Source organism: Brevundimonas kwangchunensis, assembly GCF_039523815.1.
Classification (GTDB): Bacteria; Pseudomonadota; Alphaproteobacteria; order Caulobacterales; family Caulobacteraceae; genus Brevundimonas; species Brevundimonas kwangchunensis.
This window is the reverse complement of sequence record NZ_BAAAGA010000001.1, coordinates 459,872-486,437: the sequence shown is the minus strand read 5'-3', so window position 1 is coordinate 486,437 and position 26,566 is coordinate 459,872. Positions and strand designations below refer to the sequence as shown.

Below are 26,566 nucleotides of genomic sequence, written 5' to 3'. Positions count from 1 at the left end.
AAATCATTGAACGCTGAATAAAAGCGTCAAATGGAAACATCAGGACCGGGGACTTCAATGAACAGACTCGTGAAAACCGCCTTGCTCGCCGGCGCCGCCTGGACCGCGCTGTCCGGCGTCGCCCTCGCCCAGAACGCCCAACCGGCGTCGCAGGAACAGGAAGCCACCTCGTTGGGCGAGGTCGTCGTGACCGCCCGCCGCCGCGCCGAGGCGCTGCAGGACGTGCCGGTCGCCGTGACCGCCGTCACTGCCCAACAGCTCGAGAACCGCGGCTCGGCCGACATCACCGAACTGGCCCGCTCGACGCCCAGCCTGACGCTGAACTCGGCGCGCGGCTCGAACTCGACGCTGATCTCCTTCATCCGCGGCGTCGGCCAGCAGGACCCGCTGTGGGGCTTCGATCCGGGCGTGGGCCTGTACATCGACGACGTCTACGTCGCCCGCCCGCAGGCTGCCGTTCTGGACATCTTCGACGTCGAGCGCATCGAGGTCCTGCGCGGCCCTCAAGGCACGCTCTACGGCCGCAACACCATCGGCGGCGCCATCAAGTACGTCACGCGCCGCATCGGCGACGAGCCTTCGATGCAGGTGCAGGGCGCCTATGGCAGCTATGACCAGATCGACGTCCTGGCCAACGTCTCCGCGCCGGTCAGCGACACGCTCGGCGTGTCGGTCGGCATCGCCCGCTATCTGCGCAACGGCTACGGGACCAACCTGACCACCGGCAACGACCACTACAACAAGGACGTCACGGCCGCCCGCGCCAGCGTGGAATGGACCCCGTCGGACTCGCTGTTCTTCCGTGTCGCCGCCGACTGGGTTCAGGACGATTCCAACGCCCGCCACGGTCACCGCGAGTTCGCGCCGATCCTGGACAGCGCGTACGACACCCGCGCCGGCGCCGGCGACGACAACCACGTCGAAACCCGTGGCATCTCGCTCACCGGCGAATGGGCGGTCAGCGACACCCTGACGCTGAAGTCGATCACCGCCTATCGTGACGGCACGACCCGCGGCAATATCGACTTTGACAACCTCGCCGGTCCGATCCTCGACATCCCCGCGATGTACGACGACGACCAGTTCAGCCAGGAATTCCAGGCTCTGTTCGAGGGCGACAACTGGTCGGGTGTGGCCGGCGTCTTCTACATGGACGCCACCGCCTCGGGCGCCTTCGACACCGTCGTCGGCCTGGCCAACCTGACCACCCTGACGGCCGGCAGCGTCGACACCAAGAGCTGGTCGGTGTTCGGTGACTTCACCTACGACTTCACCGATCAACTGTCGGTCTCGGTCGGCGGTCGCTACACCAGCGACGAGAAGACTGGCACGGTCTTCCGCCAGCAGTATCTCGGCATCCGCAGCCCCACGTTCGGCAACGCCGCTGCAACCCTGCTGGGCTCGCCGCGCACCAACTACACCCGCACGCGCGAGTTCGAGGAGTTCACCCCGCGCGCAAGCGTTTCCTACAAGATCACCCCGGACCTGACGACCTACGCCTCGTGGGGTCGCGGCTTCAAGTCGGGCGGCTTCGATATGCGCGGTGACGCCGTGCTCTATCCGAACACCGTCGACGGCTATGATCCGGAAACCGTCGAAACGATCGAACTGGGCCTGAAGGGCACGCTGTTCGACCGCTTCAGCTTCGCGACCGCGGTGTTCGACTCCTCGTACGAAGACCAGCAGATCACGACCCAGTATCCGGCCGGCGCCACCGTCGCCTCGGTGGTCGACAACGTCGGTTCGTCCTCGATCCGCGGCTGGGAGTTCGAAGGTTCGCTGCGGGCGACCGACAACCTCGTGATCAACGGCATGCTGAGCTACATCGACGCCGAGTTCGACGAGTTCCTCGCCTACATCCCGACCGGCCCGCTGAACTCGACCTGCCCGACCGCGGTCGGCTGCTTCGTCGACGTGTCGAGTGCCCGCAACTTCCAGAACACCCCGGAATGGACCGGCGCGATCAGCGCGACCTGGACCCACTGGTTCGCCGATGGCAGCGAGATCGCCTTCACGCCGTCCGCCGCCTACCGCGGCGCCTATCAGCAGTTCGAGACTCCGGCTCCGCTGCTCGATCAGGAATCCTACTGGATGTACGACGCCAGCGTGGTGTGGACCGGGGCGGATGATCGCCTGACCATCGGCTTCCACGGCAAGAACCTGTCGGACGAGCGCTACAAGACGGGCGGCTATTCGTTCCCGGGCGCGCTGACCGGTGACTCGCTGATCGCCTTCTACGGCGCTCCGCGGACGTTCACCGCCCGCGTCGGTTACAAGTTCTGATCTCCTGAAGCCTGATCGCTTCTGATCACGGGCGGCGGCTCCAGGGAGCCGTCGCCCTTTTTTCTTCTGGCGTCGGGCCGCTGCGCCGCTACGGTCCGATCAACGAAAAGACGCAAGTCGAGGGAAACGCCATGACCACGGACGCCGCCGCGCCGGCCTCGCCGCCTGTCCGCCCCGGGTATCGCTACTACGTCCTGGCGATCCTCATCCTCGTCTACATGCTGAACTTCCTCGACCGGCAGATCATCGGCATCCTCGCCGCGCCGCTGAAGGAACATTTCGGCATGTCGGACACCGAGTTCGGCCTGCTGGGCGGTATCGCCTTCGCCTCGGTCTATTCGACGCTCGCCATTCCACTGGCCTGGTTCGCAGACCGGTTCAGCCGGGTCTGGATCATGACCGGCGCGCTGGCGGTCTGGTCGGGCTTCACCGCCCTGTGCGGCGTCGCCGGTTCGTTCACCCAGCTATTCCTGTTCCGCATGGGCGTGGGTGTGGGCGAGGCCGGCGGCGTGGCCCCGGCCTACTCCCTGGTCGCCGACTACTTCCCGCCGCACCAGCGCGCCCGCGCGCTTGCAGCCTTCGCCTTCGGGATTCCGCTGGGCACGGCGGCCGGCACTCTCGTCGGCGGCCTGCTGGCGGCGACCTATGGCTGGCAGACCGCCTTCATCGTGGTCGGTCTGCTGGGTCTGCTGATCGCTCCGGTGCTGCGCCTGACGGTGAAGGATCCGGTGCGCGGTGGCACCGATGTTGTGAAGGCCCCGGCTCCGGCTGCTGCCCCCGCCCCGGTCACCGGCGACGGCCGTCTGGGCAAGAAGGTCGCGCAATACCTGTTGGGTCTGGCAGCCGGCCTGCTGATCCTCGCGGCCCTTGCCCACTTCGGCGTCTTCGCCGCCAACGCCCTGATCCTGCTGTTCGCAGGCATGCTGGCCGGCGTCATCGGCGCCTCCTTAATGATCGCGCGGATCACGGCCTCTGCCATCATGCCCAAGCCCAGCTTCTGGCTGCTGGCGCTGGGCGCGGCCTCGTCGTCGGTCTGCGGCTACGGCGTCGCGGGCTGGTTGCCGCTGTTCTTCATGCGCAGCTTCGAGCTCAGCCTGACGCAGGTCAGCTGGTACTATTCCGGCATCGCCCTGATCGGCGGTATCCTCGGCATTTGGGGCGGTGGCGCGATCGCCGACAAGCTGGCCAAGCGCGGCAAGGGCGCCTATCCGCTGACGCCCGCCATCGCCTTCCTGATCTCGGCGCCCTGCTTCATCCTGGCGATGAACTCGCCCTGGCTGATCGGTCTGATCTTCCCCGGCGGCGGCACCCAGTTCCAGCAACTGGCCGTGGCCTTCGTCATCTTCCTGATCCCGACCGGCCTGAACCTGGCCTGGCTGGGACCGGTGACGGCGGCCGTCCAGCATCTGGCGCCCGCGCCGATGCGCTCGACGGCCTCGGCCATCTTCCTGCTGTTCAACAACCTGCTCGGCATCGCCGTGGGCTTCTTCTACTTCGGCTGGATGAGCGACCTGCTGGCGCCCCGCTTCGGCGACGAAAGCCTCAGGTGGGCCATCTACACCGGCATGGGCTTCTACCTGCTCTCGTCGATCCTGCTGATCGGCGCGTCGCGCACCCTGAAGAAGGATTGGGTCGACTGACGTAGCGGAAGCGTGGCGCACTGGGCGGACGTCACGCGAAAACAGATGACGAGGGGAACGCCATGACCGCCGTCGCCGCCCGCCCGGCCGCGCCAGGATATCGCTACTACGTCCTGGCGATCCTGATCCTCGTCTACATGCTGAACTTTCTGGATCGCCAGATCATCGGCATCCTCGCGGTTCCGCTGAAGGCAGAGTTCGGGCTGTCGGACACCCGGTTCGGCCTGCTCGGCGGTATCGCCTTCGCCTCGGTCTATACGACGCTCGCCATCCCGCTGGCCTGGCTGGCCGACCGGTTCAGCCGGGTCTGGATCATGAGCATCGCCTTGGCGGTCTGGTCCGGCTTCACCGCCCTGTGCGGCGTGGCCGGCTCGTTCAGCCAGCTGTTCCTCGCGCGAATGGGCGTCGGCGTTGGCGAGGCCGGCGGTTCGCCGCCCGCCTACTCCCTGATCGCCGACTACTTCCCCAAGGAGCAGCGCGCGAGGGCGCTGGCGGTCTATTCGTTCGGCATTCCCATGGGCACGGCGGCGGGTACGCTGGTCGGCGGAGTTCTGGCGGCCCAGTACGGCTGGCGCACCGCCTTCATCGTCGTGGGCCTGCTGGGCGTCGCGGTCGCGCCCCTGCTGCGGATGACGGTGCGCGATCCGATCCGCGGGGGGATGGATGTCCGAGCGGCGCCGGAACCTGCGCCCGCCCCGGCGCCCGAAACCGTCCCGGCGCCGCGCGTCGCCAGCAAGGGCGCGCGCCAGCTGGTGATCCTCATGGCGCTCCTCGCCGCTGCCGGCGGCGCGCTCGGTCTGGCGCTGAAGGTGGAGGGCGTCCTGCTGGCCGGTCTGTGCGTGGCCGGCGCGGGCATGGGCCTGTTCGCCCAGTCGATGATCGCCAGCAAGGACGTGGTCGGCGCGCTCGGCGCCAAGCCGTCGTTCTGGTTTCTGGCGCTCGGCGCCGCTGCTTCGTCGGTCTGCAACTACGGCGTCGCCGGCTGGCTGCCGACCTTCTTCATGCGCAGTTTCGATCTGACCCTGCTGCAGACCTCCTGGTACTATTCGGGCATCGCGCTGGTCGGCGGCGTGGCGGGCATCTGGATGGGCGGAGTGCTCGCCGATCGCCTCGGCAAGGTGTCGCGCGGGGCCTATCCGTTGATCCCGGCGATCGCCTTCCTGATCTCGGCGCCCTGTTTCGTGCTGGCCATGAACGCGGCCTGGCTGATCGACCAGATCATCCCCGGTGGCGGCAGTCAGGCACAGGCCCTGATCCTGGCCTTCATCATCTTCCTGATCCCCACCGGCCTGAACCTCAGCTGGGCGGGGCCGATCCTCGCGGCGGTCCAGCATCTGGTCGGGCCGTCGATGCGGACCATGGCCTCGGCGCTGTTCCTGCTGGTCAACAACCTGCTCGGCATCGCCGTGGGCTTCTATTATTTCGGCTGGATGAGCGACCTGCTGGCCCCGCGCTTCGGCGAGGAGAGCCTGCGCTGGGCGATCTACACGGGCATGGGCTTCTATGTGCTGGCGTCGGTGCTTCTGCTGGCCGCCTCGCGCACCCTGAAGCGTGACTGGGTCGACTAACGTAGGGGAACTGTTGCACCTGCGAAGGCGGGGGGCCTATAAGCCCCGCAATTCTTCTGGCAGCGATTGCGGCGGTCTCCCATGAACATTCACGAGTATCAGGCCAAACAGGTCCTGAAGGGCTTTGGCGCTCCGGTCGCGGCCGGCGTCCCGATCACTTCGGTCGCAGAGGCCGAAGCGGCCGCCAAGCAACTGCCTGGCCCGCTGTACGTCGTGAAGTCGCAGATCCACGCGGGCGGCCGCGGCAAGGGCAAGTTCAAGGAACTGCCGGCCGACGCCAAGGGCGGCGTCCGCCTCGCCTTCTCGATCGAGGACGTGGTCAAGCACGCCGGCGAAATGCTGGGCAACACCCTGGTCACCGCCCAGACCGGCGACGCCGGCAAACAGGTGAACCGCCTGTACATCGAGGACGGCGCCGACATCGCCCGCGAGCTGTACTGCTCGCTGCTGGTCGATCGTGAAGTCGGCCGCGTCGCCTTCGTCGTCTCGACCGAGGGCGGCATGGACATCGAGGCCGTCGCCCACGACACGCCCGAGAAGATCGTGACCATCGCCATCGACCCGTCGACGGGTGTGACCGACGCCGACGTGGCGAAGATCAACGCCGCCTACGGCCTGACCGGCGACGCCGCCGAAGACGGCAAGTCGCTGTTCCCGGCGCTCTACAAGGCCTTCATCGAGAAGGACATGGCGATGCTGGAGGTCAATCCTCTGATTGTCATGGAGAATGGCCACCTGCGCGTTCTGGACGCCAAGGTCTCGTTCGACGGCAACGCCCTGTTCCGTCACCCGGACATCAAGGAACTGCGCGACGAGACCGAGGAAGACGCCAAGGAAATCGAGGCCTCGGAGTGGGACCTCGCCTACGTCGCCCTGGACGGCAACATCGGCTGCATGGTCAACGGCGCCGGCCTGGCCATGGCGACGATGGATATCATCAAGCTGTACGGCAAGGAGCCGGCCAACTTCTGTGACGTCGGCGGCGGCGCCGGCAAGGAGAAGGTCGCCGCGGCCTTCAAGATCATCACGGCCGATCCGGCTGTGCAGGGCATCCTGGTCAACATCTTCGGCGGCATCATGAAGTGCGACGTCATCGCCGAGGGCGTCATCGCCGCGGTGAAGGAAGTCGGCCTGAAGGTTCCGCTGGTCGTTCGTCTGGAAGGCACCAACGCCGAGCTGGGCAAGCAGATCCTGAACGGCTCGGGTCTGGCCATCACGGCCGCCGACGACCTCGACGACGCCGCCCAGAAGATCGTCGCGGCGGTCGGCTGAGGCTTCGCCTCACCGCCACCGCCCTGCTGACACACCTATTCAGAGACAGAACATGTCCATTCTCGTCGACAAGAACACCAAGATCATCGTCCAGGGCCTGACCGGCAAGACCGGCGGCTTCCACACCGAGCAGGCGCTGGCCTACCACGGCACCCAGATGGTCGCCGGCGTGCACCCGACCAAGGGCGGCACGAACTGGACCGGCTCGCACGGCGAAACCCTGCCGATCTACGCCTCGGTCGCCGAAGCCAAGGACGCCACCGGCGCCGACGCCTCGGTCATCTACGTCCCGCCGGCAGGCGCCGCGGCCGCCATCATCGAGGCCATCGACGCCGAGATCCCCTTCATCACCTGCATCACCGAAGGCATCCCGGTGCTGGACATGGTCCAGGTGAAGCGCCGTCTGGAAAACTCGAAGTCGCGCCTGCTGGGCCCGAACTGCCCGGGCATCCTGACCCCGGACGAGTGCAAGATCGGCATCATGCCGGGCAACATCTTCAAGAAGGGCTCGGTCGGCATCGTGTCGCGCTCGGGCACCCTGACCTATGAAGCCGTGTTCCAGACCTCGAACGAGGGCCTCGGCCAGACGACGGCCGTCGGCATCGGCGGCGACCCGGTCAAGGGCACCGAGTTCATCGACATGCTGGAGATGTTCCTGGCCGACGACGCCACCACCTCGATCATCATGATCGGCGAGATCGGCGGCGGCGCCGAGGAAGACGCCGCCCAGTTCCTGATCGACGAAGCGAAGAAGGGCCGCAAGAAGCCGATGGCCGGTTTCATCGCGGGCCGCACCGCTCCGAAGGGCCGCACCATGGGCCACGCCGGCGCGGTCGTCTCGGGCGGCAAGGGCGATGCGGAATCCAAGATCGCCGCCATGGAAGCCGCCGGCATCCGCATGTCGGAATCGCCGGCCCGTCTCGGCAAGACCCTGGTCGAGGTCCTGAAGGGCTGATCAAGCTCCGGCCTGCCGAAACGGTCTGATATCGAAGGCGCCTCATCTGGCAGCGGGTGAGGCGTTTTCATTTCCGGACGATGTGTCTCTATGGCGAGACATGGCGCGTGATTTTGACGCTGTTTCGGGCCGCTTTTCGACTGGATCAATCTGTTCAGGGGCTCCGGGCGGGGGCCAACCCGCGCGCCGGAGGCCGACGAAGGTCGAATTCCGCACGAAATGCCCCCATTTGGTCATGACCCATAAGGAAACAGCGCCTATATGAACGGCGCCGGTTCGCGCAGACGTGCGCGACCGATCTCAGGGACGTGACGAGAACAATGGCGGACGATGCCGGTCGGCTGAACCAGGTCTTTGCCGAGACCAGCTTCCTGTACGGCTCGAACGCCGCCTTCATCGAAGACCTGCACGAGAAGTGGGCCAACGATCCGTCGTCGGTTTCCGGCGAATGGCGCGCCTTCTTCGACCAGCTGCGTGACAACGCCGCCGCGGTGAAGGCCTCGGCCGGCGCCGGCGCCTGGGGCCGTCCGGTCACCACCGAGCCGACCGAAGCCACCGGCGTGTTCGACGGCCGCTGGCCCGCGCCCAAGCCCGATCCGAAGAAGCCGGGCGCCGCACCGGCTCCGGCCGCGCCCGCCGCCGCCGTCTCCGCCGAGGACGTCCGCGCCGCCGCCCACGACTCGATCCGCGCCCTGATGCTGATCCGCAGCTACCGTGTCCGCGGCCACCTGCAGGCCACGCTGGACCCGCTGGGCATCGAGCAGCCGGTGAACAACCCGGAACTGACGCCCGAGTTCTACGGCTTCACCGCCGCCGACATGGACCGCCCGATCTTCCTGGACGGCGTGCTGGGTCTGCAGACCGGCACCATCCGCGAGGTCTTGGCGCTGCTGAAGCGCACCTACTGCGGCAACATCGGCATCCAGTTCATGCACATCGCTGAACCGGAAGAGAAATCCTGGCTGCAGGCCCGCTTCGAGGGCGCCGACAAGTTCGAGCAGAACGCCTTCACCAAGGAAGGCAAGCTGGCGATCCTGAACAAGCTGATCGAGGCCGAGGGCTTCGAACGCTTCCTGCACAAGCGCTTCCCGGGCACCAAGCGGTTCGGTCTGGACGGTGGCGAGGCCATGGTCCCGGCGCTGGAGCAGATCATCAAGCGCGGCGGCGCCCTGGGCGTCGACGAGATCATCTTCGGCATGGCCCACCGCGGCCGCCTGAACACCTTGGCCGCCGTGATGGGCAAGCCCTACCGCGCGATCTTCCACGAGTTCCAGGGCGGTTCGACCGTCCCTTCGGACATCGAAGGCTCGGGCGATGTGAAATATCACATGGGGGCCTCGTCGGACCGCGAGTTTGACGGCAACAAGGTCCACCTGTCGCTGACCGCCAACCCGTCGCACCTCGAGATCGTCAATCCGGTCGTGCTGGGCAAGGCGCGCGCCAAGCAGGCGTTCGACATCCGCGAGGCCAACGCCGGCGTGCCGGAAGAGCAGTGGGCGCTGGACCGCTCCAAGGTCGTACCGCTGTTGATCCACGGCGACGCCGCCTTCGCCGGTCAGGGCGTGGTGGCCGAGTGCTTCGCCCTGATGGGGCTGAAGGGTTACCGCACCGGCGGCACCATCCACTTCGTGGTCAACAACCAGATCGGCTTCACCACCAGCCCGCGGAACTCGCGCTCGTCGCCCTATCCGTCGGATGTGGCCCTGATGGTCCAGGCCCCGATCTTCCACGTGAACGGCGATGACCCCGAAGCGGTCGTCTTCGCCGCCAAGGTGGCCACCGAGTTCCGCCAGAAGTTCCACAAGGACGTGGTGGTGGACATGTTCTGCTACCGCCGCTTCGGCCACAACGAGGGCGACGACCCCACGTTCACCCAGCCGCTGATGTACGCGAAGATCCGCGCCCAGCAGTCGACGCGCGAAATCTACGCCGCGCGTCTGGTGGCCGAGGGCGTGATCAGCCAGGCCGAGGTCGACGCCGAGGTCTCGCGCTTCGAGAACTTCCTCGACGCCGAGTTCGACGCCGGCAAGGCGTTCGAGGCCAAGAAGGCCGACTGGATGGACGGTCAATGGCAGGGCATCGGTCTCGCCGAAGGCGACGAGCGCCGCGGCGACACCGCAGTGCCCGCTGCGAAGCTGACCGATCTGGGCCATCGTCTGACGACCATCCCGAACGCCGTGGACATCCACAAGACGCTGAAGCGCGTCATCGACGCTCGTCGCGAGATGATCACGACCGGTCAGAACATCGACTGGGCCACGGCCGAGAGCCTCGCCTACGGCTCGCTGCTGGAAGAGGGTTTCCCGGTCCGCCTGTCGGGTCAGGACTCGGTGCGCGGCACCTTCTCCCAACGCCACTCGGGCATCGTCGATCAGACGACCGAGAAGCGCTACACCCCGCTGAACAATCTGTCGGACGGACAGGCCCACTTCGAGGTCATCGACTCGGCCCTGTCCGAAGAGGCCGTATTGGGCTTCGAGTACGGCTACTCGCTGGCCGATCCGAACACCCTGGTCCTGTGGGAAGGCCAGTTCGGCGACTTCGTGAACGGCGCCCAGGTTGTGATCGACCAGTTCATCACCTCGGGTGAACGCAAATGGCTGCGCATGAGCGGCCTCACCATGCTGCTGCCGCACGGCTACGAAGGTCAGGGCCCCGAGCACTCGTCGGCGCGCCTTGAGCGCTTCCTGCAGGCCTGCGCCGAGGACAACATCCAGGTCGCCAACTGCACGACCCCGGCCAACTACTTCCACATCCTGCGTCGCCAGATGCAGCGGCCGTTCCGCAAGCCGCTGATCATCATGACGCCGAAGTCGCTGCTGCGTCACAAGAAGGCGGTATCGACCCTCGCCGATCTGGCCGAGGGCAGCTCGTTCCACCGCGTGCTGCACGACGACGCCCAGACCCGTCCGGACGTCGCCGGCATCAAGATCAAGGCGGACAAGGACATCCGCCGCGTGATCCTGTGCTCGGGCAAGGTCTATTACGATCTGCTGGAGCGCCGCGAGAAGGACATGCAGGACGGCAAGCCGGTGGACGACGTCTACATCCTGCGTCTCGAGCAGTTCTATCCGTGGCCGATGAAGTCGCTGATGACCGAACTGGCCCGCTTCCCGAACGCCGAACTGGTGTGGTGTCAGGAAGAGCCCAAGAACATGGGCGGCTGGACCTTCGTCGATCCGTGGATCGAACTGACGCTCGAGAAGCTGAACGTGAAGTCGAAACGCGCCCGCTATGTGGGCCGCCCGGCTTCCGCCTCGACGGCCGCGGGTCTGATGAGCCGCCACCTGAAGGAACTCGACGCCTTCCTTACCGACGCCTTCGCCTGATAAGCGATAACGACAGAACCTGAACGAGACCCGGACCCTCCCCATGGCCGACATCCTGACCCCCGCCCTCGGCGAATCCGTCACCGAAGCCACGATCGGCAAGTGGACGAAGAAGGCCGGTGATCCGGTGAAGAAGGACGAGGTCCTGGTCGAGCTGGAAACCGACAAGGTCTCGCTTGAGGTGGTTTCGCCCTCCGACGGCACCCTGGCCGAGATCAAGTTCGCCGACGGCGACACCGTGACTCCGGGCGCGATCTTGGGTGTGGTGTCCGAAGGCGGCGCGGCAGCCGCCGCCGCTCCGGCTCCCGCGGCTGCTCCGGCCAAGGCTGAAGCACCGAAGGCCGAGGCTGCTCCGGCTCCGGCCGCTGCCGCCGCCTCGGGAGATGCCGTCGCCATCAACGTGCCGACCATGGGCGAGAGCGTCGCCGAGGGTTCGATGGGCGCCTGGCTGAAGAAGTCGGGCGACACCGTCGCCAAGGACGAGCTGCTGGTCGAGATCGAGACCGACAAGGTCGCCGTGGAAGTCTCGGCTCCGGCCGCCGGCGTCCTGACCATCTCGGCCGATGCCGGCGCGAGCGTCACCCCGGGCCAGCAGATCGGTTCGATCTCGGCCTCGGGCGCCGCCCCGGCCCCGGCTCCGGCCGCCGCCGCCCCGGCCAACACCGGCTCCGCCCAGATCGCTTCGGACAGCCCGCACCTGTCGCCGGCGGTCCAGCGCGTGGTCACCGAGAACAACCTCGATCCGAAGGCCATCGCGGCCACCGGTCCGAAGGGCAACATCACCAAGGGCGATGCCCTGAACGCGATCAACGCGGCGCCCGCCGCGGCTCCGGCCGCCGCCGCTCCGGCTGCGGCCCCTCGCGTCGACCAGCCGCGCGAGGAGCGGGTGAAGATGACGCGCCTGCGTCAGACCATCGCCCGTCGCCTGAAGGAATCGCAGAACACGGCCGCCCAGCTGACCACCTTCAACGAGGTGGACATGACCAACGTCATGGCCCTGCGCAGTCAGTACAAGGACGTCTTCGAGAAGCGCCACGGTGTGAAGCTGGGCTTCATGTCCTTCTTCACCAAGGCCGTCGTCGCCGCCCTGAAGGAAATCCCGGCCGTGAACGCCGAGATCGACGGCACGGACATCATCTACAAGAACCACTACGACATCGGCGTCGCCGTCGGTACCGACAAGGGCCTGGTTGTTCCGGTTCTGCGTGACGCCGACACCCTGTCGCTGGCCGGCATCGAGAAGGGCATCGGCGCTCTCGGCAAGGCGGCCCGCGATGGCGCGCTGAGCCTCGACCAGCTGCAGGGCGGCACCTTCACCATCACCAACGGCGGCACCTACGGCTCGCTGATGTCGACGCCTATCCTGAACGCGCCGCAGTCGGGCATCTTGGGCATGCACAACATCGTGCAGCGCCCGATGGCGGTGAACGGCCAGGTCGAGATCCGCCCGATGATGTACATCGCGCTGAGCTACGACCACCGGATCGTCGACGGCAAGGAAGCCGTGACCTTCCTGGTCCGCGTCAAGGAACTGCTGGAAGACCCGGCGCGCGCGCTGCTGGATCTCTGATCCACCTCGCACCATCCCATGCAGACGGCGGGCGCTTTCGGGCTCCCGCCGTTTTCATTTCCGGCCACGGTGCTAGGCTCCTCGCATGAGCCTCGCCGAGATCGCCCGCTTCACCGACGTCTATGAAGCCGACCTCGCCGCGGCCTTCCTCGAAAGCCACGGCATCCCGGTCTCGGTGACCGAGCGCTACCAGACGACCGTCGATCCGTTGATGCAGCGGGCGCTGGGCATCCGGCTGATGGCGCCGGAGTCGGAGATCGAGCAGGCCCGCGCCCTGCTGGCCATGGCCCGCGCGGGCGAGTTCGCGACCGACGAGGGCGACGATCTGGACGAGGACGACGGCGGCACGCGGACAGCCGGACGTCTGATGGCGGTGGCGGCCTTCGCCACCGGCGGCTTCTGGGGCACCAGCCTGCCGCACCGGTTCCGGCCGGTTCCGTGGCAGGGGATACTGGTGTCCAGCGCCTTGCTGCTGACGATCCTCGGCGCGGCGTGGGGCGTCGGTCAGCTGCTGCTGAACCCGCCCTAGGCCTTCCCGCCCAGCACCTCGTCCGTATGCTCGCCCAGCGCCGGCGGGGCGCGGTCGTAGACGACGGGCGTGCGCGACATGCGAATGGGCGAAGCGACTGTCTTCACCACCCCCTCCAGATCGTCCCGGGTCTGTTCGACGACCAGACCGCGATGGATTGCCTGCGGCTCCTCGAACACCTGATCGATGGTGTTGACCGGCCCGCAGGGCACGCCGGCGGCGTCCAGCATGGTCATCAGCGCCTTCATCCCGTGCCGCGCCGTGCGGTCGGACAGCAGGGCGGTCAGTTCGCCCCGGTGCGCGATGCGCTGGGCGTTGGTGGCGAAGCGCGGCTCCATCCCCATCGCCTCGATCTCCAGCGCCGTGCACAGCGACCGGAACTGGCCGTCATTGCCGACGGCGATCACCACCATGCCGTCGCTGCAGGGGAAGGGTTGATAGGGAGCCAGGTTGGGGTGGGCATTGCCCATCCGCGTCGGCGCCTGTCCGGAGACAAAATAGTTGGTCGCCTGATTGGCCAGCATGGCCGCCTGAACGTCGAACAGGGCGATGTCGATGTGCTGGCCCTCGCCCGTGGCCCGGGCATGCAACAGGCCGGCCATGATGGCGTTGGAGGCGTACAGGCCGGTGAACAGATCCACGACCGCCACCCCGACCTTCATCGGCTCGGCGCCCGGCGCGCCGTCCGGCTGGCCGGTGACCGACATGAGGCCGCCCATGGCCTGGATCATGTAGTCGTAACCGGCCCGATGGGCGTCCGGCCCGCTCTGGCCGAAACCGGTGATCGAGCAATAGATCAGCTTCGGGTTCACCGCCGACAGGCCGGCGAAGTCGAGACCATATTTGCGCAGGCCGCCGGTCTTGAAGTTCTCGACCACTACGTCGCAGGTCTTCGCCAGCTCGCGCACGGCCGCCGCGCCCTCGGGCGTGGCGATGTCGATGGCGACCGACTTCTTGCCCCGGTTGGCGCACAGGAAATAGGCTGCGTCCCCGCGCGAGCCGTCGGCCTTCGTCGTGAACGGAGGCCCCCACAGTCGGGTGTCGTCGCCCGCGCCGGGGCGCTCGATCTTGATCACCTCGGCGCCGAGGTCCGCCAGCGTCTGCGTCGCCCAAGGGCCGGCCAGTACGCGGGACAGATCGAGGACGCGAACGCCGGAGAGGGGGCCTTGGGTCATGTCCACTGACTAGCCCTTCTCCCCCTGCGGGAGAAGGTGGCCGGCGAAGCGGGTCGGATGAGGGGAACTACAGCCCCGGATCCCAGACCCCGGCATCCTTCATCCGGCACTCTCGCGCCTCGTCCGCGCGGCTGCCCATGTCGCGGGCCATGCATTTGATCTCGTCCGAGACGGTCGTCTTGTGAACGCCGGGCACGACGCCGTGGGCGAAGGCGCAGGCGGACAGGCGCAAGAGCTTGAAGCCGAAGCTGAATGCGTGGCCCATGTGCTCGAAATAGCCCTCGCCCACCTCGCGGGGGTGATCGGAGAACAGGCGATTCAGCGTGCGGCTCATCCGGACAGCCTATCGTGACGCGGGCGCTCCCTCTACCCGCGAGCGTCATTCTGGCCTAAACCGCAGCGCAGAACAGGGGGCCGATCGTCACGGATGCTCACGATCGCCTGAACCCCGCAGACGCTCAGGAAGACGACCATGGCCGACGGACACACCGCCTCGCACAAGACCTTCAGCTGGGAAGACCCGCTGGATCTGGACGGGCGGCTGACCGACGACGAGCGGATGATCCAGCAAGCGGCCCGCGCCTATGCGCGCGAGAAGCTTTTGCCGCGCGTGGTCGCCGCCTTCCGCGACGAGACCTTCGACCGCTCGATCATGACCGAGATGGGCGAGATGGGCTTTCTCGGCGCCACCCTGCCGGAACAGTACGGCGGCGCCGGCGCCAGCCACGTTGCCTACGGCCTGATCGCGCGCGAGATCGAGGCGGTCGACAGCGGCTATCGCTCGGCCATGTCGGTGCAGTCGTCGCTGGCCATGTACCCGATCTACGCCTTCGGCTCGGAGGAGCAGAAGATGCGCTTCCTGCCGCGCATGGCCGCCGGCGAGCTGATCGGCTGCTTCGGCCTGACCGAGGCGGACGGCGGGTCGGACCCCGCCTCGATGAAGACCAAGGCGGTCAAGGTCGAGGGCGGCTATCGCCTGAACGGCGCAAAATACTGGATCACCAACTCGCCGATCTCGGACCTCGCCGTGGTCTGGGCCAAGCTGGACGACGTCATCCGCGGCTTCATCGTCGAGCGCGGCATGGAGGGCTTCACCACCGACAAGATCGGCGACAAGCTCAGCCTGCGCGCCTCGATCACCGGCGACATCGGCCTGAACGACGTCTTCGTGCCGGAAGAGAACATTCTGCCCGGCGTGAAGGGCCTGCGCGGCCCGTTCTCCTGCCTGAACAAGGCCCGTTACGGCATTTCGTGGGGCGCGATGGGCGCCGCCGAGTTCTGCCTGCACGCAACCCGCGACTATGTCGCCGAGCGCATGCTGTTCGGCCGCCCGCTGGCCGCGCGCCAACTGGTGCAGAAGAAGCTGGCCGACATGCAGACCGAGATCTTCCTCGGCTTCGAGGGCGCGCTGGCGCTGGGCCGTCGTCTCGACAACGGCGACTGGTGCCCGGAAGCCATCTCGATGATGAAGCGCAACAACTGCGGCAAGGCGCTGGCCATCGCCCGCGAGGCCCGCGACATGCACGGCGGAGCCGGCATCACCGGCGAGATGCACGTCATGCGCCACGCCATGAACCTCGAGACGGTCAACACCTACGAGGGCGCCCACGACGTCCACGCCCTGATCCTTGGACGGGCGATTACGGGCGAAAGCGCATTCTAGTGCGCTAACGCTCGCGACGCGGTCGCGAGCTGCATGAGCGCGAGGCTAGGGCACAATCCCCTCGCAGCCGGTCATGCGCTGCGTCCAGGTCAGGTTGGCGATCTTCCAGACGCCGTCGCGGCGGATCAGGCCGAAGTGGTTCACGCCGCAATGGCTCAGCTCGCCGTCGACGCGGAAGACGTAGCGGCCCCAGACCGAGGCGATATCCCCGTCGATCATCACGGACGGCGCCGGCATGATCTCCTCGAACCGCTCGGGCCCGGGCGTCAGGCTCCCGGTGAAATCGGCCACGGTCGGGCTGGCGTGACGGCGCGCGCCGTTCGGCCCCTCCGCCACGACATTGATGCGCGCTTCCGCGTCCATCAGAGGCAGCAGCGCCTGACCGTCGCGAGCCGACAGGGCGGCGAAGACGCCGTTCACAGGAACCATGACGGCGGCCGCGTCGGCCGAGGCAGGGTCGACGGGTGTACTCTGAAGGGCGAGAGCGAGTGCGGCAGCGGCGAGCATGGGCGTTCTCCTGTCTGCCGACGCTAGCACGTGCTCTTCAGTCCGCAATCGTTGTTCGGTCAGGAACAATCAGCGGCGTGGCCGCGCGCGCGCAGGGCAGGGTGGGCCTGCGTCACCGACCATTGTCATTCGACCGGGGCGGCGTATCGTTGCGTTAAGGGAGTTGGGCATGGACGGCGAACAGATCACCATCGGCGACGATCCGTTCGCCCAGCTGACCGATGTCTTCGCCGGGCGCGCCGCCCTGCTGCTGGAAGATGACCCCGCCCTGTCCGACCATGTCGCCGAACGCCTGCTGCAGGCCGGGTTCGAGCAGGTCGATCGCTTCGACGCCGGCGAGGACGCGCTGGAGGCGGCCCGGAACCGTCCCTACGACGTGCTGATCCTCGATCGCCACACGCGCGGCATGGATGGGCTGGAGATGCTCAAGACCCTGCGCGCCGCCGCTGGCCCCTCGTCCGATGCCCCGGCCCTTATGCTGACGGCCATGGGCGCCGAGCGGCAGAAGGTCGAGGGCCTTCTGGGCGGCGCCGACGACTATCTGGCCAAACCGGTCGGGGACGAGGAGCTTCTGGCCCGCATCGCCGCCCAACTGCGCCGCGCCGCCCGCCGCGCACGCCCGGCCTCGGCTGACCTCATCAACGGCCCGTTCCGCCTGTCGCTGGGGGCCCGGACGCTCAAGCTGGAACTGGACGACGTCTCGCGCCAGATCGACCTCTCGCCGCTGGAGTTCTCGATCGTCTGCGAGCTGACGACCGCGCGCGGCCAGCCGGTGACCAAGACGATGCTGTGGGATCGGTGCTGGGTGGAGTGGAAATTCCTGCCCGACAACTTCGTCAACATCATCGACGCCCGCATCAGCGCCCTTCGCCGTCGGTTGAAGGAGCAGGCGCCGGAGCTGGGCGAGGATTTGCACCCGCTGATCGTCTCGGCGCGCAGTCAGAGCCTGATCTTCCGCGATCTGTCGGCGGCTGGCTGAGCGTATGAGGGAGGCGTTCCGGCGGCTGCTCGCCTGGCTCAATCGCCTGACGACGACCCAGCTGGCGGTCGGCATCGCCGTCCTGTCCGCCCTGGCCCTGACCGGGTCCCTCTTCGTCACGAGCACGGCCGTTCGCATGGACCAGCGCGAGAAGGCGGCGCTGGCGGCGCTGGCCGACTACGGGACCATGGCCGAGAAGCTGTCGGCCGAGGCCAGCTTCACCCGCGAGAACATCTCCGCCGGCGATGCCGCCTACCTGTCCGCTTGGCTGACCGCCTTCCAGAGCGGTCCCGGACGCGTGCAGGACGCCCGAACGCTGGAAGAAACCTGTCGCACCGGCCGGGGCGGCGCCGGCGTTCGCTTCATCCGCGCGCCGGTCGGCAAGCCGGCGGGTCTGTCGGAGCTGGAAGCTATCCGGGGAGAGCGCAGTCCCCGCCTCGGCGACGACGTCTACATCGTCCGTCTGGCGCAGGGTGTCCTGTGCCCCAGCCGCCCGGTTGAGGTCGTCGTCGTGCGCCGATCGGTTGGCGCGCTGGATATCGCAGTCGGCCGGGTCGTCGACGCCTCGGGCGACGCCTGGGGCTGGGCGGTGGCTGCGGTGATCGGCGCAGGGGTGCTGATGGTCGCCATCGGCCTGATCGCCGCGACTTTCGCCCGTCGTCGCCTGACCAATGCCGTGGTGCAGGTCAGCCTTGCGCTGGATCGCGCCGCCGTCGGCGACTTCTCCCTGCGTGCGCCGCAGACGGCGCTGGCGCCCGAGCTGACCGAACTGACCGGCCATGTGAACCTGACGCTGGACCGTCTGGAGGAGTTGCTCAGCTGGCTCAGGGACTCCGCCGACCAGCTGGCTCACGATTTCCGTACGCCTCTGGCGCGGGCGTCCGCCCGACTGGACCGACTGGCGGAAACCGCGACTTCGGCGAAGGCCAGGGCTCTGATCGAGGAAGCGCGCGCGGATCTGGCCGGCATCAATCGTGCCATGACGGACGCCATGGCCCTTCGCGACGGCGAGGCCTGGTCCTTCGAGCCGGTGAGGCTGGACACGCTGGCGATGCAGGCGGCCGAGCTCTACCAGCCGCTGGCCGAGGAACGCGGAATCGAGATCCGCGTCGTCGCCGTGCCGGTGTCGGTCCTCGGTGTGCGCTCCCTCCTGCAGAGAGCGGTGACCAATCTGGTCGACAATGCCGTGAAGTTCTCGCCGGACGGCGGCGTCGTGACCTTGCAGGTCGATCTGCGCGACGACCGACCCGTACTCGCGGTCGTGGATCAGGGGCCGGGTTTCGCCGCCGCCCGCGCAAAGGCTGGAAACGACGGGCGCGAGAGCCATGGCATGGGCCTGGCCTTCGTGCGCGCGATCCTGAAACGGCATGGCGCGTCCATGACGATTGATGACGCGGCGCCGGGGGCTGTCGTCACGGCGCAATTCTCGCGCTAGGGTCCCTTTTCAGAACAGGGGATTGATTATGCGGCGGACCTTCTCCCGGTCGGGCGGTTTCTCGGTGCTGGCGCTGGTGGCGGCGGTTCCGCTGCTGATGGCGACGCCTGCCGCGGCCCAGACGGCCCAGTCACCGCTGCCTTATGACGCCGAACGGGGCGTCTTCACCTTCGCCAACGGGCTCGAGCAGGCCCTCCCGGCCGTGGTGCAGGTCACGACCCTCGGCAGTTCCTCCGGCCCCCGCTCCGGCGACGCAGAGCCCCGCCCGATGGCCAGCGGCTCGGGCGCCATCATCGACGCGGCCCAAGGCATTGTCGTGACCAACAACCACGTCGTCGAGGGCGGCCAGAAGTTCACGGTGGATCTGACCGACGGCCGGATCTTCGAGGCGACCCTGATCGGCGCCGACAAGGCGACCGACCTCGCCGTGCTGAAGTTCGACGCGACCGGCCTGTCGCAGATCGAGGTTGTCAGCTCCGATACCCTGCGCACCGGCGATCTGGCGTTCGCGGTCGGCTATCCGCTGGGTCTCGACCAGACCCTGACCATGGGCGTGATTTCGGGTCTGGGCCGCTCGGGCATGGGCGACCGGATCGAGGACTACATCCAGACCGACGCCGCAGTGAACTCCGGCAACTCGGGCGGCCCGCTGCTGGACAGCCGCGGGCGACTGATCGGCATCAACACCTCCATCCTGTCGGGCGGCGGCGGTGGCAACGACGGCATCGCCTTCGCCGTCCCCAGCCGGATCATGAACTATGTCGTGGCTCAGCTGCGCGAGACCGGAGAGGTAAAGCGCGGCGTGACCGGCGCCATCTTCGGCTCGTTGAACGCCGAGCGCTCGCGTGACTTCAATATCGGCATCGTGCGCGGCGCCGTGGTCGAGGACGTGGCCCCGGGCTCGTCTTCGGAACGGGCCGGCCTGCGCCGCGGCGACATCGTCACCCGCATCCAGAACCGCCCGGTCTCCAACGCCGGAACCGTCCAGGCGACCATCGGCATCGCCGCGCCGGGCGCAGAGCTGGCGCTGGTCTACCTGCGCGACGGCCACGAAGGTCGCGCCACCCTGCAGGTTCAGGAGCGGACCGAGCAGGTGGTCGCCGCCGGATCGGAAGTGGTTCTCGCCCGCGGCGTCACCGTTCACTTGAACGAGGGCGACCTGCAGGTCTCGTCGGTCGAAGGCGGTTCCGCCGCGGCGGCTGCGGGCATCCGCGCCGGCGATGTTGTCGAGGCTGTCGATGGCGGCCGGGTCACGTCCCTGACGGCTTTCGCTCGCGCCATGGATCGTCGCGGTCAGCGGGTCGTGTCGGTGCGTCGCGGTGGAGAGAGTGTCCGCATCACCCTGCCCTGATCGGGCGGGCGCCGCCTGACCCCGGACAGCAAAACGCCCGCTCGGCCGGGAGGGGGAGGGTGGCGGAGCGGGCGTCTCGCTTTGGAGGAAGCATCGGCCCGCCGAAGCCCTTGATGGAACAATTCCAGGGGGCTGGGGGGGCTGTTCAGGATCCGGAACCGTTCCGAACTCCGACGAGCCGATGTGTCGGGTGTCGCCTCCCAAGGGGGCCGGCGATTGGCGGAACGGGGGCAATTTCGTGTTCTGTGCGATTTCTTCGCATTGCGGCGTTCGCAACACGCATCAGGGGCTGGCGCGCCGCTCGCGGAGGATTAGCTTGAAGGGATGAGCGACGCCTCCGACGCCCAGCCGCAGGCTGGCCCGGTCTTCTTCGATCGGCGTGAACTGGACCAGATCCTCAGGGTCTATGGCCGCATGGTCGCCGCCGGCGAGTGGCGCGACTATGCCATTGTCGGCCACAAGGACGTCGCAGAGTTCGCCGTCTTCCGCCGCTCGGGCGACGCCCCGCTCTACAGGATCGAGAAGCGCCCGGCCTTGCGGCTGAGGCAGGGGGAATGGGCTGTGGTCGGCGAGGGCGGGATCGTCCTGCGCCGGGGCCGCGAGCTGCCGCAGGTGCTGCGGGTTTTCGACAGCCGCAGGTTCACGGTGATCGAATAGAAAAAAGGCCCGGATCGCTCCGGGCCTTTTCCGTTTCGGTCTGTCGCTGATCGACTACTCGCGGCGAACGCCGAGGAAGTAGAGCAGGAAGCGGAACAGGTTGATGAAGTCCAGGTACAGGCTCAGGGCGCCGTAGCTGGTGGCCGCGTTCAGGGCCGACTGGTTACCGCCCAGCTCGTAGTAGGTCATCTTCAGGTTCTGCGTGTCCGCGGCGATCAGGCCGGCGAAGATCAGCACGCCGACCGCGTTGACGACCAGGAACAGGCCGCCGGTCGGGAACAGGCCCATGCCGCCGCCGATGGCGCCGACGATGATGGTGGCCAGCAGGCCCCAAGCGGCGATGATCAGGAAGCTGCGGATCGGCCCCAGGTTCATCTTCGTCGTGTAGCCGAACAGGCTCAGCGCGCCGAAAGCCGAAGCGGTGATCAGGAAGGTCGTGACGATGCTGACGCCCGTGTACATCAGCACCAGCGTGCCCATGGACGCGCCGATCAGGGCCACGACCACCCAGTACAGGATGTTGGCGGCGCCGGCGCTGGCGTTGCGCATGGCGAAGGCCGAGAACAGCAGCACGGCCAGCGGCGCGTAGCTGACGATCATGCCCAGCGGGGTGAAGCCTGCCAGCGCGCCGGTCGGCGACACGGCGAACAGAAGGTCTCGCACCGGGGCGTAGGAGCCGGTGATGTAGGCCAGCACGGCCGACACCAGCAGGCCCATGGCCACCTTGGCGTAGACGCCGACCATGAATTTCTTGAGGCCCGGGTCGGTCGCAACGTCGGTGCGCACGTCCGCCGGACTGTAGTTTCTGAAATCGCTCATCGCGACCATGTCCTCCGTTCGGCCGGACGAACTCCGGCCTTTGGTGAAATATCGGGCCGGTTCGGGCCTTCCGCAAGGAAAACCGGACTTGGGAGATGGCTCCGCAGCCGCTACCAACGGTCGCATGATCCGGCTGTTCACCGCCCTCTCCATCCCTTGGGACGTGGCCGAGACGCTGAAGCGTCGCCAGTCAGGCCTGCCCGGCGCGAAATGGCGCAGCGAGGAGCAGTTGCATGTGACGCTGGCCTTCTATGGCGAGGTCAGCGAGCGCACCGCCGACGATCTGGCCGCGGAACTGGGCCGGGCGGCGACCGGAGGAGCCTTCGAGATCGAACTGGCCGGGGTCGGCGCCTTCGGGGACGCCCACCGCAGCCACACCCTCTGGGCCGGGGTGCAGCCCAGTGAGCGTCTCAACGTCCTCGCGGGCCGCTGCCGCACCGCCGCCGAGCGGGCGGGCGTCGTGATGGAGCGTCGCGATTATCGCCCCCACGTCACGCTGGCCTATCTGAAGCCTCAGACAAACCCGGACCGGATCGGCGCCTGGATCACAGGCCACAACCTGCTGCACTCGCCGCCGATCCGCGTGGATCGGTTCGGCCTGTACTCCAGCGTCCTGACGTCCGATGGCAGCCAGTATCAACTCGAGAGGGAGTATCTTCTGTGACCGGACCCGTCCTGCACACCGAACGCCTGATCCTGCGCCCGACGGCGATGGAGGATTTTCCGCGCTGGGCCGAGATGATGGCGGACCCGGAGGCGTCGCGGTTCATCGGCGGCGTCCAGGCCCCGGCGGCCGCCTGGCGCGGCTTCATGACCATGGCCGGGGCGTGGAGCATGACCGGCATCGCCATGTTTTCGCTGATCGAACGGGACACCGGCCTCTGGCTGGGCCGGATCGGACCGTGGCGTCCATTGGACTGGCCGGGCGACGAGGTCGGTTGGGGACTGCACCCGGACGCCCAGGGTAAGGGCTACGGCGTCGAGGCGGCCACGGCGACCATCGACTACGCCTTCGACGTTCTGGGCTGGACCGATGTGATCCACAGCATCGACCCCGAGAACACGCCCTCGCAACGGCTGGCCGAACGGCTGGGCGCCAAGAACCGCGGCCCGACCCGCCTGCCGGCGCCGTTCGAAAACGAGCGCGTCGACGCCTGGGGCCAGACCCGCGAGGAATGGCGCGCCCGTCGCAAGTAGTTCGCGCGGCGCAAGGCCACGCTTTGCCCGACGCATGACCTGAGCTACGCAGGTGACGGGGAAGTGATCGAGGATTCCATGCGCGTTATAATTCTGGGTGGTGACGGCTTCTGCGGCTGGCCCACGGCTCTGCACCTGTCCGCGCGCGGGTGGGACGTGCTGATCGTCGACAACCTCAGCCGTCGCAACATCGACAACGAGCTGGAAGTCCAGTCCCTGACCCCGATCCGGACCATGGGCGAGCGCATCGCCGCGTGGAAGGAGGTCTCGGGCAAGACGATCGCGTTCGAGAACATCACCGTCGGCAAGGAGTTCGACCGGCTCGTCGCCCTGATCCGCGACTGGCAGCCCGACAGCGTCGTCCACTTCGCCGAACAGCGCGCCGCGCCCTATTCGATGAAGTCGGCCCGGCACAAGCTCTACACCGTCGACAACAACCTGAACGCCACCAACCACCTGCTGGCGGCCATCGTGGAGAGCGGACGCGACGTCCACCTCGCCCACCTCGGCACCATGGGCGTCTATGGCTACACGACCGCCGGCCTGCGCATCCCGGAAGGCTATCTGAAGGTCACGGTCGACACCGACTTCGGCCCGGCCGAGCAGGAGATCCTGTTCCCGCCGAATCCCGGCTCGATCTACCACATGACCAAGACGCAGGACGCCCTGCTGTTCCAGTTCTACGCCAAGAACGACGGCCTGCGGATCACCGACCTGCACCAGGGCATCGTCTGGGGCGCGGAGACCGAGGAAACCCGCAAGGACGAGCGGCTCATCAACCGCTTCGACTACGACGGCGACTACGGCACCGTGCTGAACCGCTTCCTCATCCAGGCGGCGGTCGGCTATCCGCTGACGGTTCACGGTTCCGGCGGTCAGACCCGCGCCTTCATCCACATCCAGGACACCGTCCGCTGCGTAGAGCTGGCGCTGAAGAACCCGCCGAAGTCGGGCGACCGGGTGAAGATCCTGAACCAGATGACCGAGAGCCGCCGTGTTCGCGACCTGGCCGTCATGGTCGCCGGCATGACCGGCGCCGAGGTCCACAATGTCGCCAACCCGCGTCAGGAAGCCGACGAGAACGAGCTGGTGGTCGCCAATGACCAGTTCAGGGAACTGGGCCTCAAGCCGATCACCCTCGCCGAAGGTCTGATGCAGGACGTGACCGAGATCGCCCGTCGCTATGCCGATCGCGCCGACCGGACCAAGATCCCCTGTGTCTCCAGCTGGAACGGCAAGCGGGCCGAGGCGCTGAAGACTGAGCCCGCCCGCGTCGTCGAGGCGCCGGCCGCACCTGCTCTGTCCGCCTGAGGTTTGATGTCTGATCCCGCGCCGCCCGTCTCCCTGCTCGTCTTCGGCGGCGGATGGCTGGGTCAGGCCGCCGCCCGCGAGGCCTTGCGCCGGGGCGGCCGCGCCGCCGCCACCTCACGGGATGCGGACACCCGTACGACCCTCAAGGCGGAAGGCATCGAGCCGGTCGATCCGGCGGACGAGGCGGCGCTCGCCGCCGCCGTGGGTCAGGCCAGCGCCATCCTCGTCACCGCGCCGCCGGAGGGGGCGGGTTGTCCCGGACTGAAGGCCCTGATCCCCGCCATCACCGCCTCGGGCGCCTGGCCGGACTGGATCGGCTACGTCTCCTCGACGGCCGTGTTCGGCGATCGCGCCGGCGGCTGGGCCTTCGAGGACGACGTGCTGAACGCCGCGACGCTGGAGGGCGCGCGCCGCGTTCGGGCCGAACGGGACTGGCTGGATGCCGGACGCGGCATGGGGCTGACGGTGCAGCTGTTCCGCCTGCCGGCCCTCTATGGTCCCGGCCGGTCGCCGCTGGACAAGCTGCGCGACGGCACGGCCCGGATGGTTCGCAAGCCGGGACAGGTCTTCAACCGCATCCACGTCGACGACGCGGTCTCGGGCCTGTTCGCCTCGATGGCGCGCCCGCACCCCGGCGCGGCCTACACCCTGTGCGACGACGAGCCTTCGCCGGCCCATGTGATCGTCGAGGGGGCGGCCCAGCGCCTCGGCCTGCCCCTGCCGCCCGAGGTCGATCTGGACGACCCCTCGGTGTCGGACGCCATGCGCCGCTTCTACCGCGACTCCAAACGCCTCTCGAACGCCAGGGCCAAGGCCGAGCTCGGCTGGCGGCCGAAATATCCCGGCTGGCGCGAAGGGCTTGAGGCGATGATCGCTGACGCCGCCTGAGCGCCTCTGCGCTCAAGCAGCGAGCCTCCGAGAGGCGAGCGATAGCGCCCTAGAAAGGCAGCAGATTCCGTTGGCGGCTGTAGGACATGGTGCCGACGTTGGCGCCCAGACGCACGCCCACGCCGGTGCGGATCGGCGCCAGGACGATGCCGTCGGCCTGCTGGTAGTTCACGCCCAGACCCGCGATCAGATAGGCGGTGCCCTCCACGCCCGGGTAGCGGCGGTAGATCATGTCCGGGTGATAAAGGCCGTAGATCAGGGTGAAGACCCGGCTGCCGTTGCCGCCGATATCCCAACCGATCGATGCGCCTTGCCAGAACACCTCCTGCGACGCCGACAGGTCCTTCATGTGCAGCGCGCCACGGCCGTAGCGGGCGCCGACGGCGATGGCGGCCGAGGCTTCCTCGCCGGCGATATAGGCGGTGGGGCGGTCGCCCTGGTCGGCGAAGATCCGCTCGATGACGCCGCCGATGGCTTCGGCCGCGATGCCCAGCTCGCGCGAGCCGGCGGCGATCAGCTCGTCCGACGTATAGGCCGGGGCGGTCTGGTCCGAGCGGATCGGATAGTTCGGGTCGGCCGGGCCGCGCGCCGAGGCGCAGGCGCCGAGGGCTGAGGTGGCTCCGAGGGCGATACCGGACTGAATCAGGTGACGGCGGTGCATGGTCTGGCTCCGAAGGCGGGACGGTCCGCCCGACTCGCGCGGGCGCTTGGCTTCACCGTCGCCGGTCTTTGAGTCAGCCTTGCGGCGGCAAGGTTAACGGGAGATTGCCGCGCGGCCGCTCGCTGCCTGAGCGCGGGCATGCGCGAAGCGCCAAGCCGCGTCGGATCGAGAAGGCCGAGCCTTCTGACCGCGGCCCACAAGGATACTGACGCGTCAGCGTCAGTGTTTGTCCGTCTTGGCCGTCAGCCAGTCCATCAGCGCCAGCAGAACGCCCGACAGCACGAAGGCCAGGTGGATGATCACGCCCCACATCGCTTCCTGCGTATCGATTGGCGCGCCGTCCTTGCCGATGTTCATGAAGAACTTCAGCAGCTGGATGCCCGAGATCGCCACGATGGAGGCGATCAGCTTCATCTTCAGGCCGGAGAAGTCGACGGTGCCCATCCACGGCGGACGGTCCTGCTCGCCCTCCAGATCCAGCTTGGAGACGAAATTCTCGTAGCCCGAGAACATCACGATCAGCAGCAGATTGCCGGCCAGCGACAGGTCCACCAGCGTCAGCACGGCCAGAATGGCGTCGTTGGAGGTGAGGCCGGCTCCCGGAGCCATCAGGAAGGCTTTGGGCAGGTAGTAGAAGAGGTCGCGCAGGAACACGACCAGCAGCATCAGCAGCGCCAGAGCCAGACCCGCGTAAAACGGGGCCATCAGCCAGCGCGACTGGAACAGCAGGCGTTCGAACGCCGTCTCGATCCTGGGCTTGAGGGCCATCGTCAGCTT

At 67.7% G+C, this 26,566-nt stretch carries 23 protein-coding genes; 17 read left to right on the top strand and 6 right to left on the bottom strand.

What is annotated here, in order from left to right; genetic code table 11:
- Positions 1-57 precede the first annotated feature (57 nt).
- The 8 genes from ABDZ95_RS02310 (at position 58) to ABDZ95_RS02275 (ending at position 13,146) form a co-directional block, all read left to right on the top strand.
- Positions 58-2,283 (top strand): TonB-dependent receptor, encoded by a 2,226-nt coding sequence (locus ABDZ95_RS02310; RefSeq protein ID WP_343789747.1) that lies wholly within the window; start codon positions 58-60, stop codon positions 2,281-2,283.
- A gap of 131 nt (positions 2,284-2,414) precedes the next feature.
- Positions 2,415-3,923, top strand: a complete 1,509-nt coding sequence (locus ABDZ95_RS02305; RefSeq protein WP_343789744.1) for a spinster family MFS transporter — start codon at positions 2,415-2,417, stop codon at positions 3,921-3,923.
- Between the two features lie 62 nt (positions 3,924-3,985).
- Entirely contained in the window at positions 3,986-5,491 is a 1,506-nt protein-coding gene (locus tag ABDZ95_RS02300; protein ID WP_343789741.1) for a spinster family MFS transporter, read from the top strand.
- Positions 5,492-5,572: 81 nt separating this feature from the next.
- Positions 5,573-6,763: an ADP-forming succinate--CoA ligase subunit beta gene (sucC, locus tag ABDZ95_RS02295; protein WP_343789738.1), complete on the top strand. Its 1,191-nt coding sequence runs from the start codon at positions 5,573-5,575 to the stop codon at positions 6,761-6,763.
- Between the two features lie 52 nt (positions 6,764-6,815).
- Positions 6,816-7,718, top strand: a complete 903-nt coding sequence (gene sucD / locus ABDZ95_RS02290) for a succinate--CoA ligase subunit alpha (RefSeq protein WP_343789735.1) — start codon at positions 6,816-6,818, stop codon at positions 7,716-7,718.
- Between the two features lie 320 nt (positions 7,719-8,038).
- On the top strand, positions 8,039-11,047 hold the full coding sequence (locus ABDZ95_RS02285) for a 2-oxoglutarate dehydrogenase E1 component (protein WP_343789732.1): 3,009 nt from the start codon (positions 8,039-8,041) through the stop codon (positions 11,045-11,047).
- Between the two features lie 43 nt (positions 11,048-11,090).
- The gene (gene odhB, locus ABDZ95_RS02280) at positions 11,091-12,617 is read left to right on the top strand and encodes a 2-oxoglutarate dehydrogenase complex dihydrolipoyllysine-residue succinyltransferase (RefSeq protein ID WP_343789729.1); all 1,527 of its coding nucleotides are present in this window, start codon (positions 11,091-11,093) and stop codon (positions 12,615-12,617) included.
- 85 nt (positions 12,618-12,702) lie between these two features.
- On the top strand, positions 12,703-13,146 hold the full coding sequence (locus ABDZ95_RS02275; RefSeq protein ID WP_343789726.1) for a putative signal transducing protein: 444 nt from the start codon (positions 12,703-12,705) through the stop codon (positions 13,144-13,146).
- Here ABDZ95_RS02275 and ABDZ95_RS02270 read toward each other — a convergent pair.
- Both ABDZ95_RS02270 and ABDZ95_RS02265 read right to left on the bottom strand, forming a co-directional pair.
- The gene (locus ABDZ95_RS02270) at positions 13,143-14,321 is read right to left on the bottom strand and encodes a CaiB/BaiF CoA transferase family protein (protein WP_343789723.1); all 1,179 of its coding nucleotides are present in this window, start codon (positions 14,319-14,321) and stop codon (positions 13,143-13,145) included. The genes ABDZ95_RS02275 and ABDZ95_RS02270 overlap by 4 nt on opposite strands.
- A gap of 67 nt (positions 14,322-14,388) precedes the next feature.
- Positions 14,389-14,655 (bottom strand): DUF6356 family protein, encoded by a 267-nt coding sequence (locus ABDZ95_RS02265; protein WP_343789720.1) that lies wholly within the window; start codon positions 14,653-14,655, stop codon positions 14,389-14,391.
- Positions 14,656-14,793: 138 nt separating this feature from the next.
- Here ABDZ95_RS02265 and ABDZ95_RS02260 point away from each other — a divergent pair, with 138 nt between their 5' ends.
- On the top strand, positions 14,794-15,984 hold the full coding sequence (locus tag ABDZ95_RS02260; protein WP_343789717.1) for an acyl-CoA dehydrogenase: 1,191 nt from the start codon (positions 14,794-14,796) through the stop codon (positions 15,982-15,984).
- A 45-nt stretch (positions 15,985-16,029) separates the two neighbouring features.
- Here the strand turns inward: ABDZ95_RS02260 and ABDZ95_RS02255 are convergent, their stop codons facing one another.
- Positions 16,030-16,491 (bottom strand): nuclear transport factor 2 family protein, encoded by a 462-nt coding sequence (locus ABDZ95_RS02255; RefSeq protein WP_343789714.1) that lies wholly within the window; start codon positions 16,489-16,491, stop codon positions 16,030-16,032.
- Between the two features lie 169 nt (positions 16,492-16,660).
- On the opposite strand from ABDZ95_RS02255, the gene ABDZ95_RS02250 reads away from it, so the two are divergent.
- The 4 genes from ABDZ95_RS02250 to ABDZ95_RS02235 all read left to right on the top strand — a co-directional run bounded on the left by ABDZ95_RS02250 (position 16,661) and on the right by ABDZ95_RS02235 (position 20,913).
- The gene (locus ABDZ95_RS02250) at positions 16,661-17,470 is read left to right on the top strand and encodes a response regulator transcription factor (protein ID WP_343789712.1); all 810 of its coding nucleotides are present in this window, start codon (positions 16,661-16,663) and stop codon (positions 17,468-17,470) included.
- Positions 17,471-17,474: 4 nt separating this feature from the next.
- Complete coding sequence (locus ABDZ95_RS02245) at positions 17,475-18,905, top strand: sensor histidine kinase (RefSeq protein ID WP_343789709.1); 1,431 nt, start codon at positions 17,475-17,477, stop codon at positions 18,903-18,905.
- 28 nt (positions 18,906-18,933) lie between these two features.
- Positions 18,934-20,256, top strand: a complete 1,323-nt coding sequence (locus ABDZ95_RS02240; RefSeq protein ID WP_343789706.1) for a S1C family serine protease — start codon at positions 18,934-18,936, stop codon at positions 20,254-20,256.
- 324 nt (positions 20,257-20,580) lie between these two features.
- Positions 20,581-20,913, top strand: a complete 333-nt coding sequence (locus ABDZ95_RS02235) for a DUF2794 domain-containing protein (protein WP_343789704.1) — start codon at positions 20,581-20,583, stop codon at positions 20,911-20,913.
- A gap of 54 nt (positions 20,914-20,967) precedes the next feature.
- Here ABDZ95_RS02235 and ABDZ95_RS02230 read toward each other — a convergent pair whose 3' ends face one another.
- The gene (locus ABDZ95_RS02230; RefSeq protein ID WP_343789702.1) at positions 20,968-21,732 is read right to left on the bottom strand and encodes a Bax inhibitor-1/YccA family protein; all 765 of its coding nucleotides are present in this window, start codon (positions 21,730-21,732) and stop codon (positions 20,968-20,970) included.
- Between the two features lie 124 nt (positions 21,733-21,856).
- On the opposite strand from ABDZ95_RS02230, the gene thpR reads away from it, so the two are divergent.
- The 4 genes from thpR to ABDZ95_RS02210 all read left to right on the top strand — a co-directional run bounded on the left by thpR (position 21,857) and on the right by ABDZ95_RS02210 (position 25,128).
- Positions 21,857-22,396: an RNA 2',3'-cyclic phosphodiesterase gene (thpR, locus tag ABDZ95_RS02225; protein ID WP_343791215.1), complete on the top strand. Its 540-nt coding sequence runs from the start codon at positions 21,857-21,859 to the stop codon at positions 22,394-22,396.
- On the top strand, positions 22,393-22,929 hold the full coding sequence (locus tag ABDZ95_RS02220) for a GNAT family N-acetyltransferase (protein ID WP_343789699.1): 537 nt from the start codon (positions 22,393-22,395) through the stop codon (positions 22,927-22,929). Before thpR ends, ABDZ95_RS02220 begins: the two co-directional genes overlap by 4 nt.
- A 63-nt stretch (positions 22,930-22,992) precedes the next feature.
- Positions 22,993-24,240 (top strand): NAD-dependent epimerase/dehydratase family protein, encoded by a 1,248-nt coding sequence (locus tag ABDZ95_RS02215; RefSeq protein ID WP_425542933.1) that lies wholly within the window; start codon positions 22,993-22,995, stop codon positions 24,238-24,240.
- 6 nt (positions 24,241-24,246) lie between these two features.
- Positions 24,247-25,128, top strand: coding sequence for a Rossmann-fold NAD(P)-binding domain-containing protein (locus ABDZ95_RS02210; protein ID WP_343789696.1), 882 nt, complete (start codon positions 24,247-24,249; stop codon positions 25,126-25,128).
- Between the two features lie 49 nt (positions 25,129-25,177).
- Here ABDZ95_RS02210 and ABDZ95_RS02205 read toward each other — a convergent pair whose 3' ends face one another.
- On the bottom strand, positions 25,178-25,789 hold the full coding sequence (locus ABDZ95_RS02205) for a DUF1134 domain-containing protein (protein WP_343789693.1): 612 nt from the start codon (positions 25,787-25,789) through the stop codon (positions 25,178-25,180).
- 219 nt (positions 25,790-26,008) lie between these two features.
- A complete protein-coding gene (locus tag ABDZ95_RS02200; RefSeq protein ID WP_343789690.1) occupies positions 26,009-26,557 on the bottom strand; it encodes a TIGR00645 family protein in 549 nt (182 codons plus the stop codon).
- Positions 26,558-26,566 lie beyond the last annotated feature (9 nt).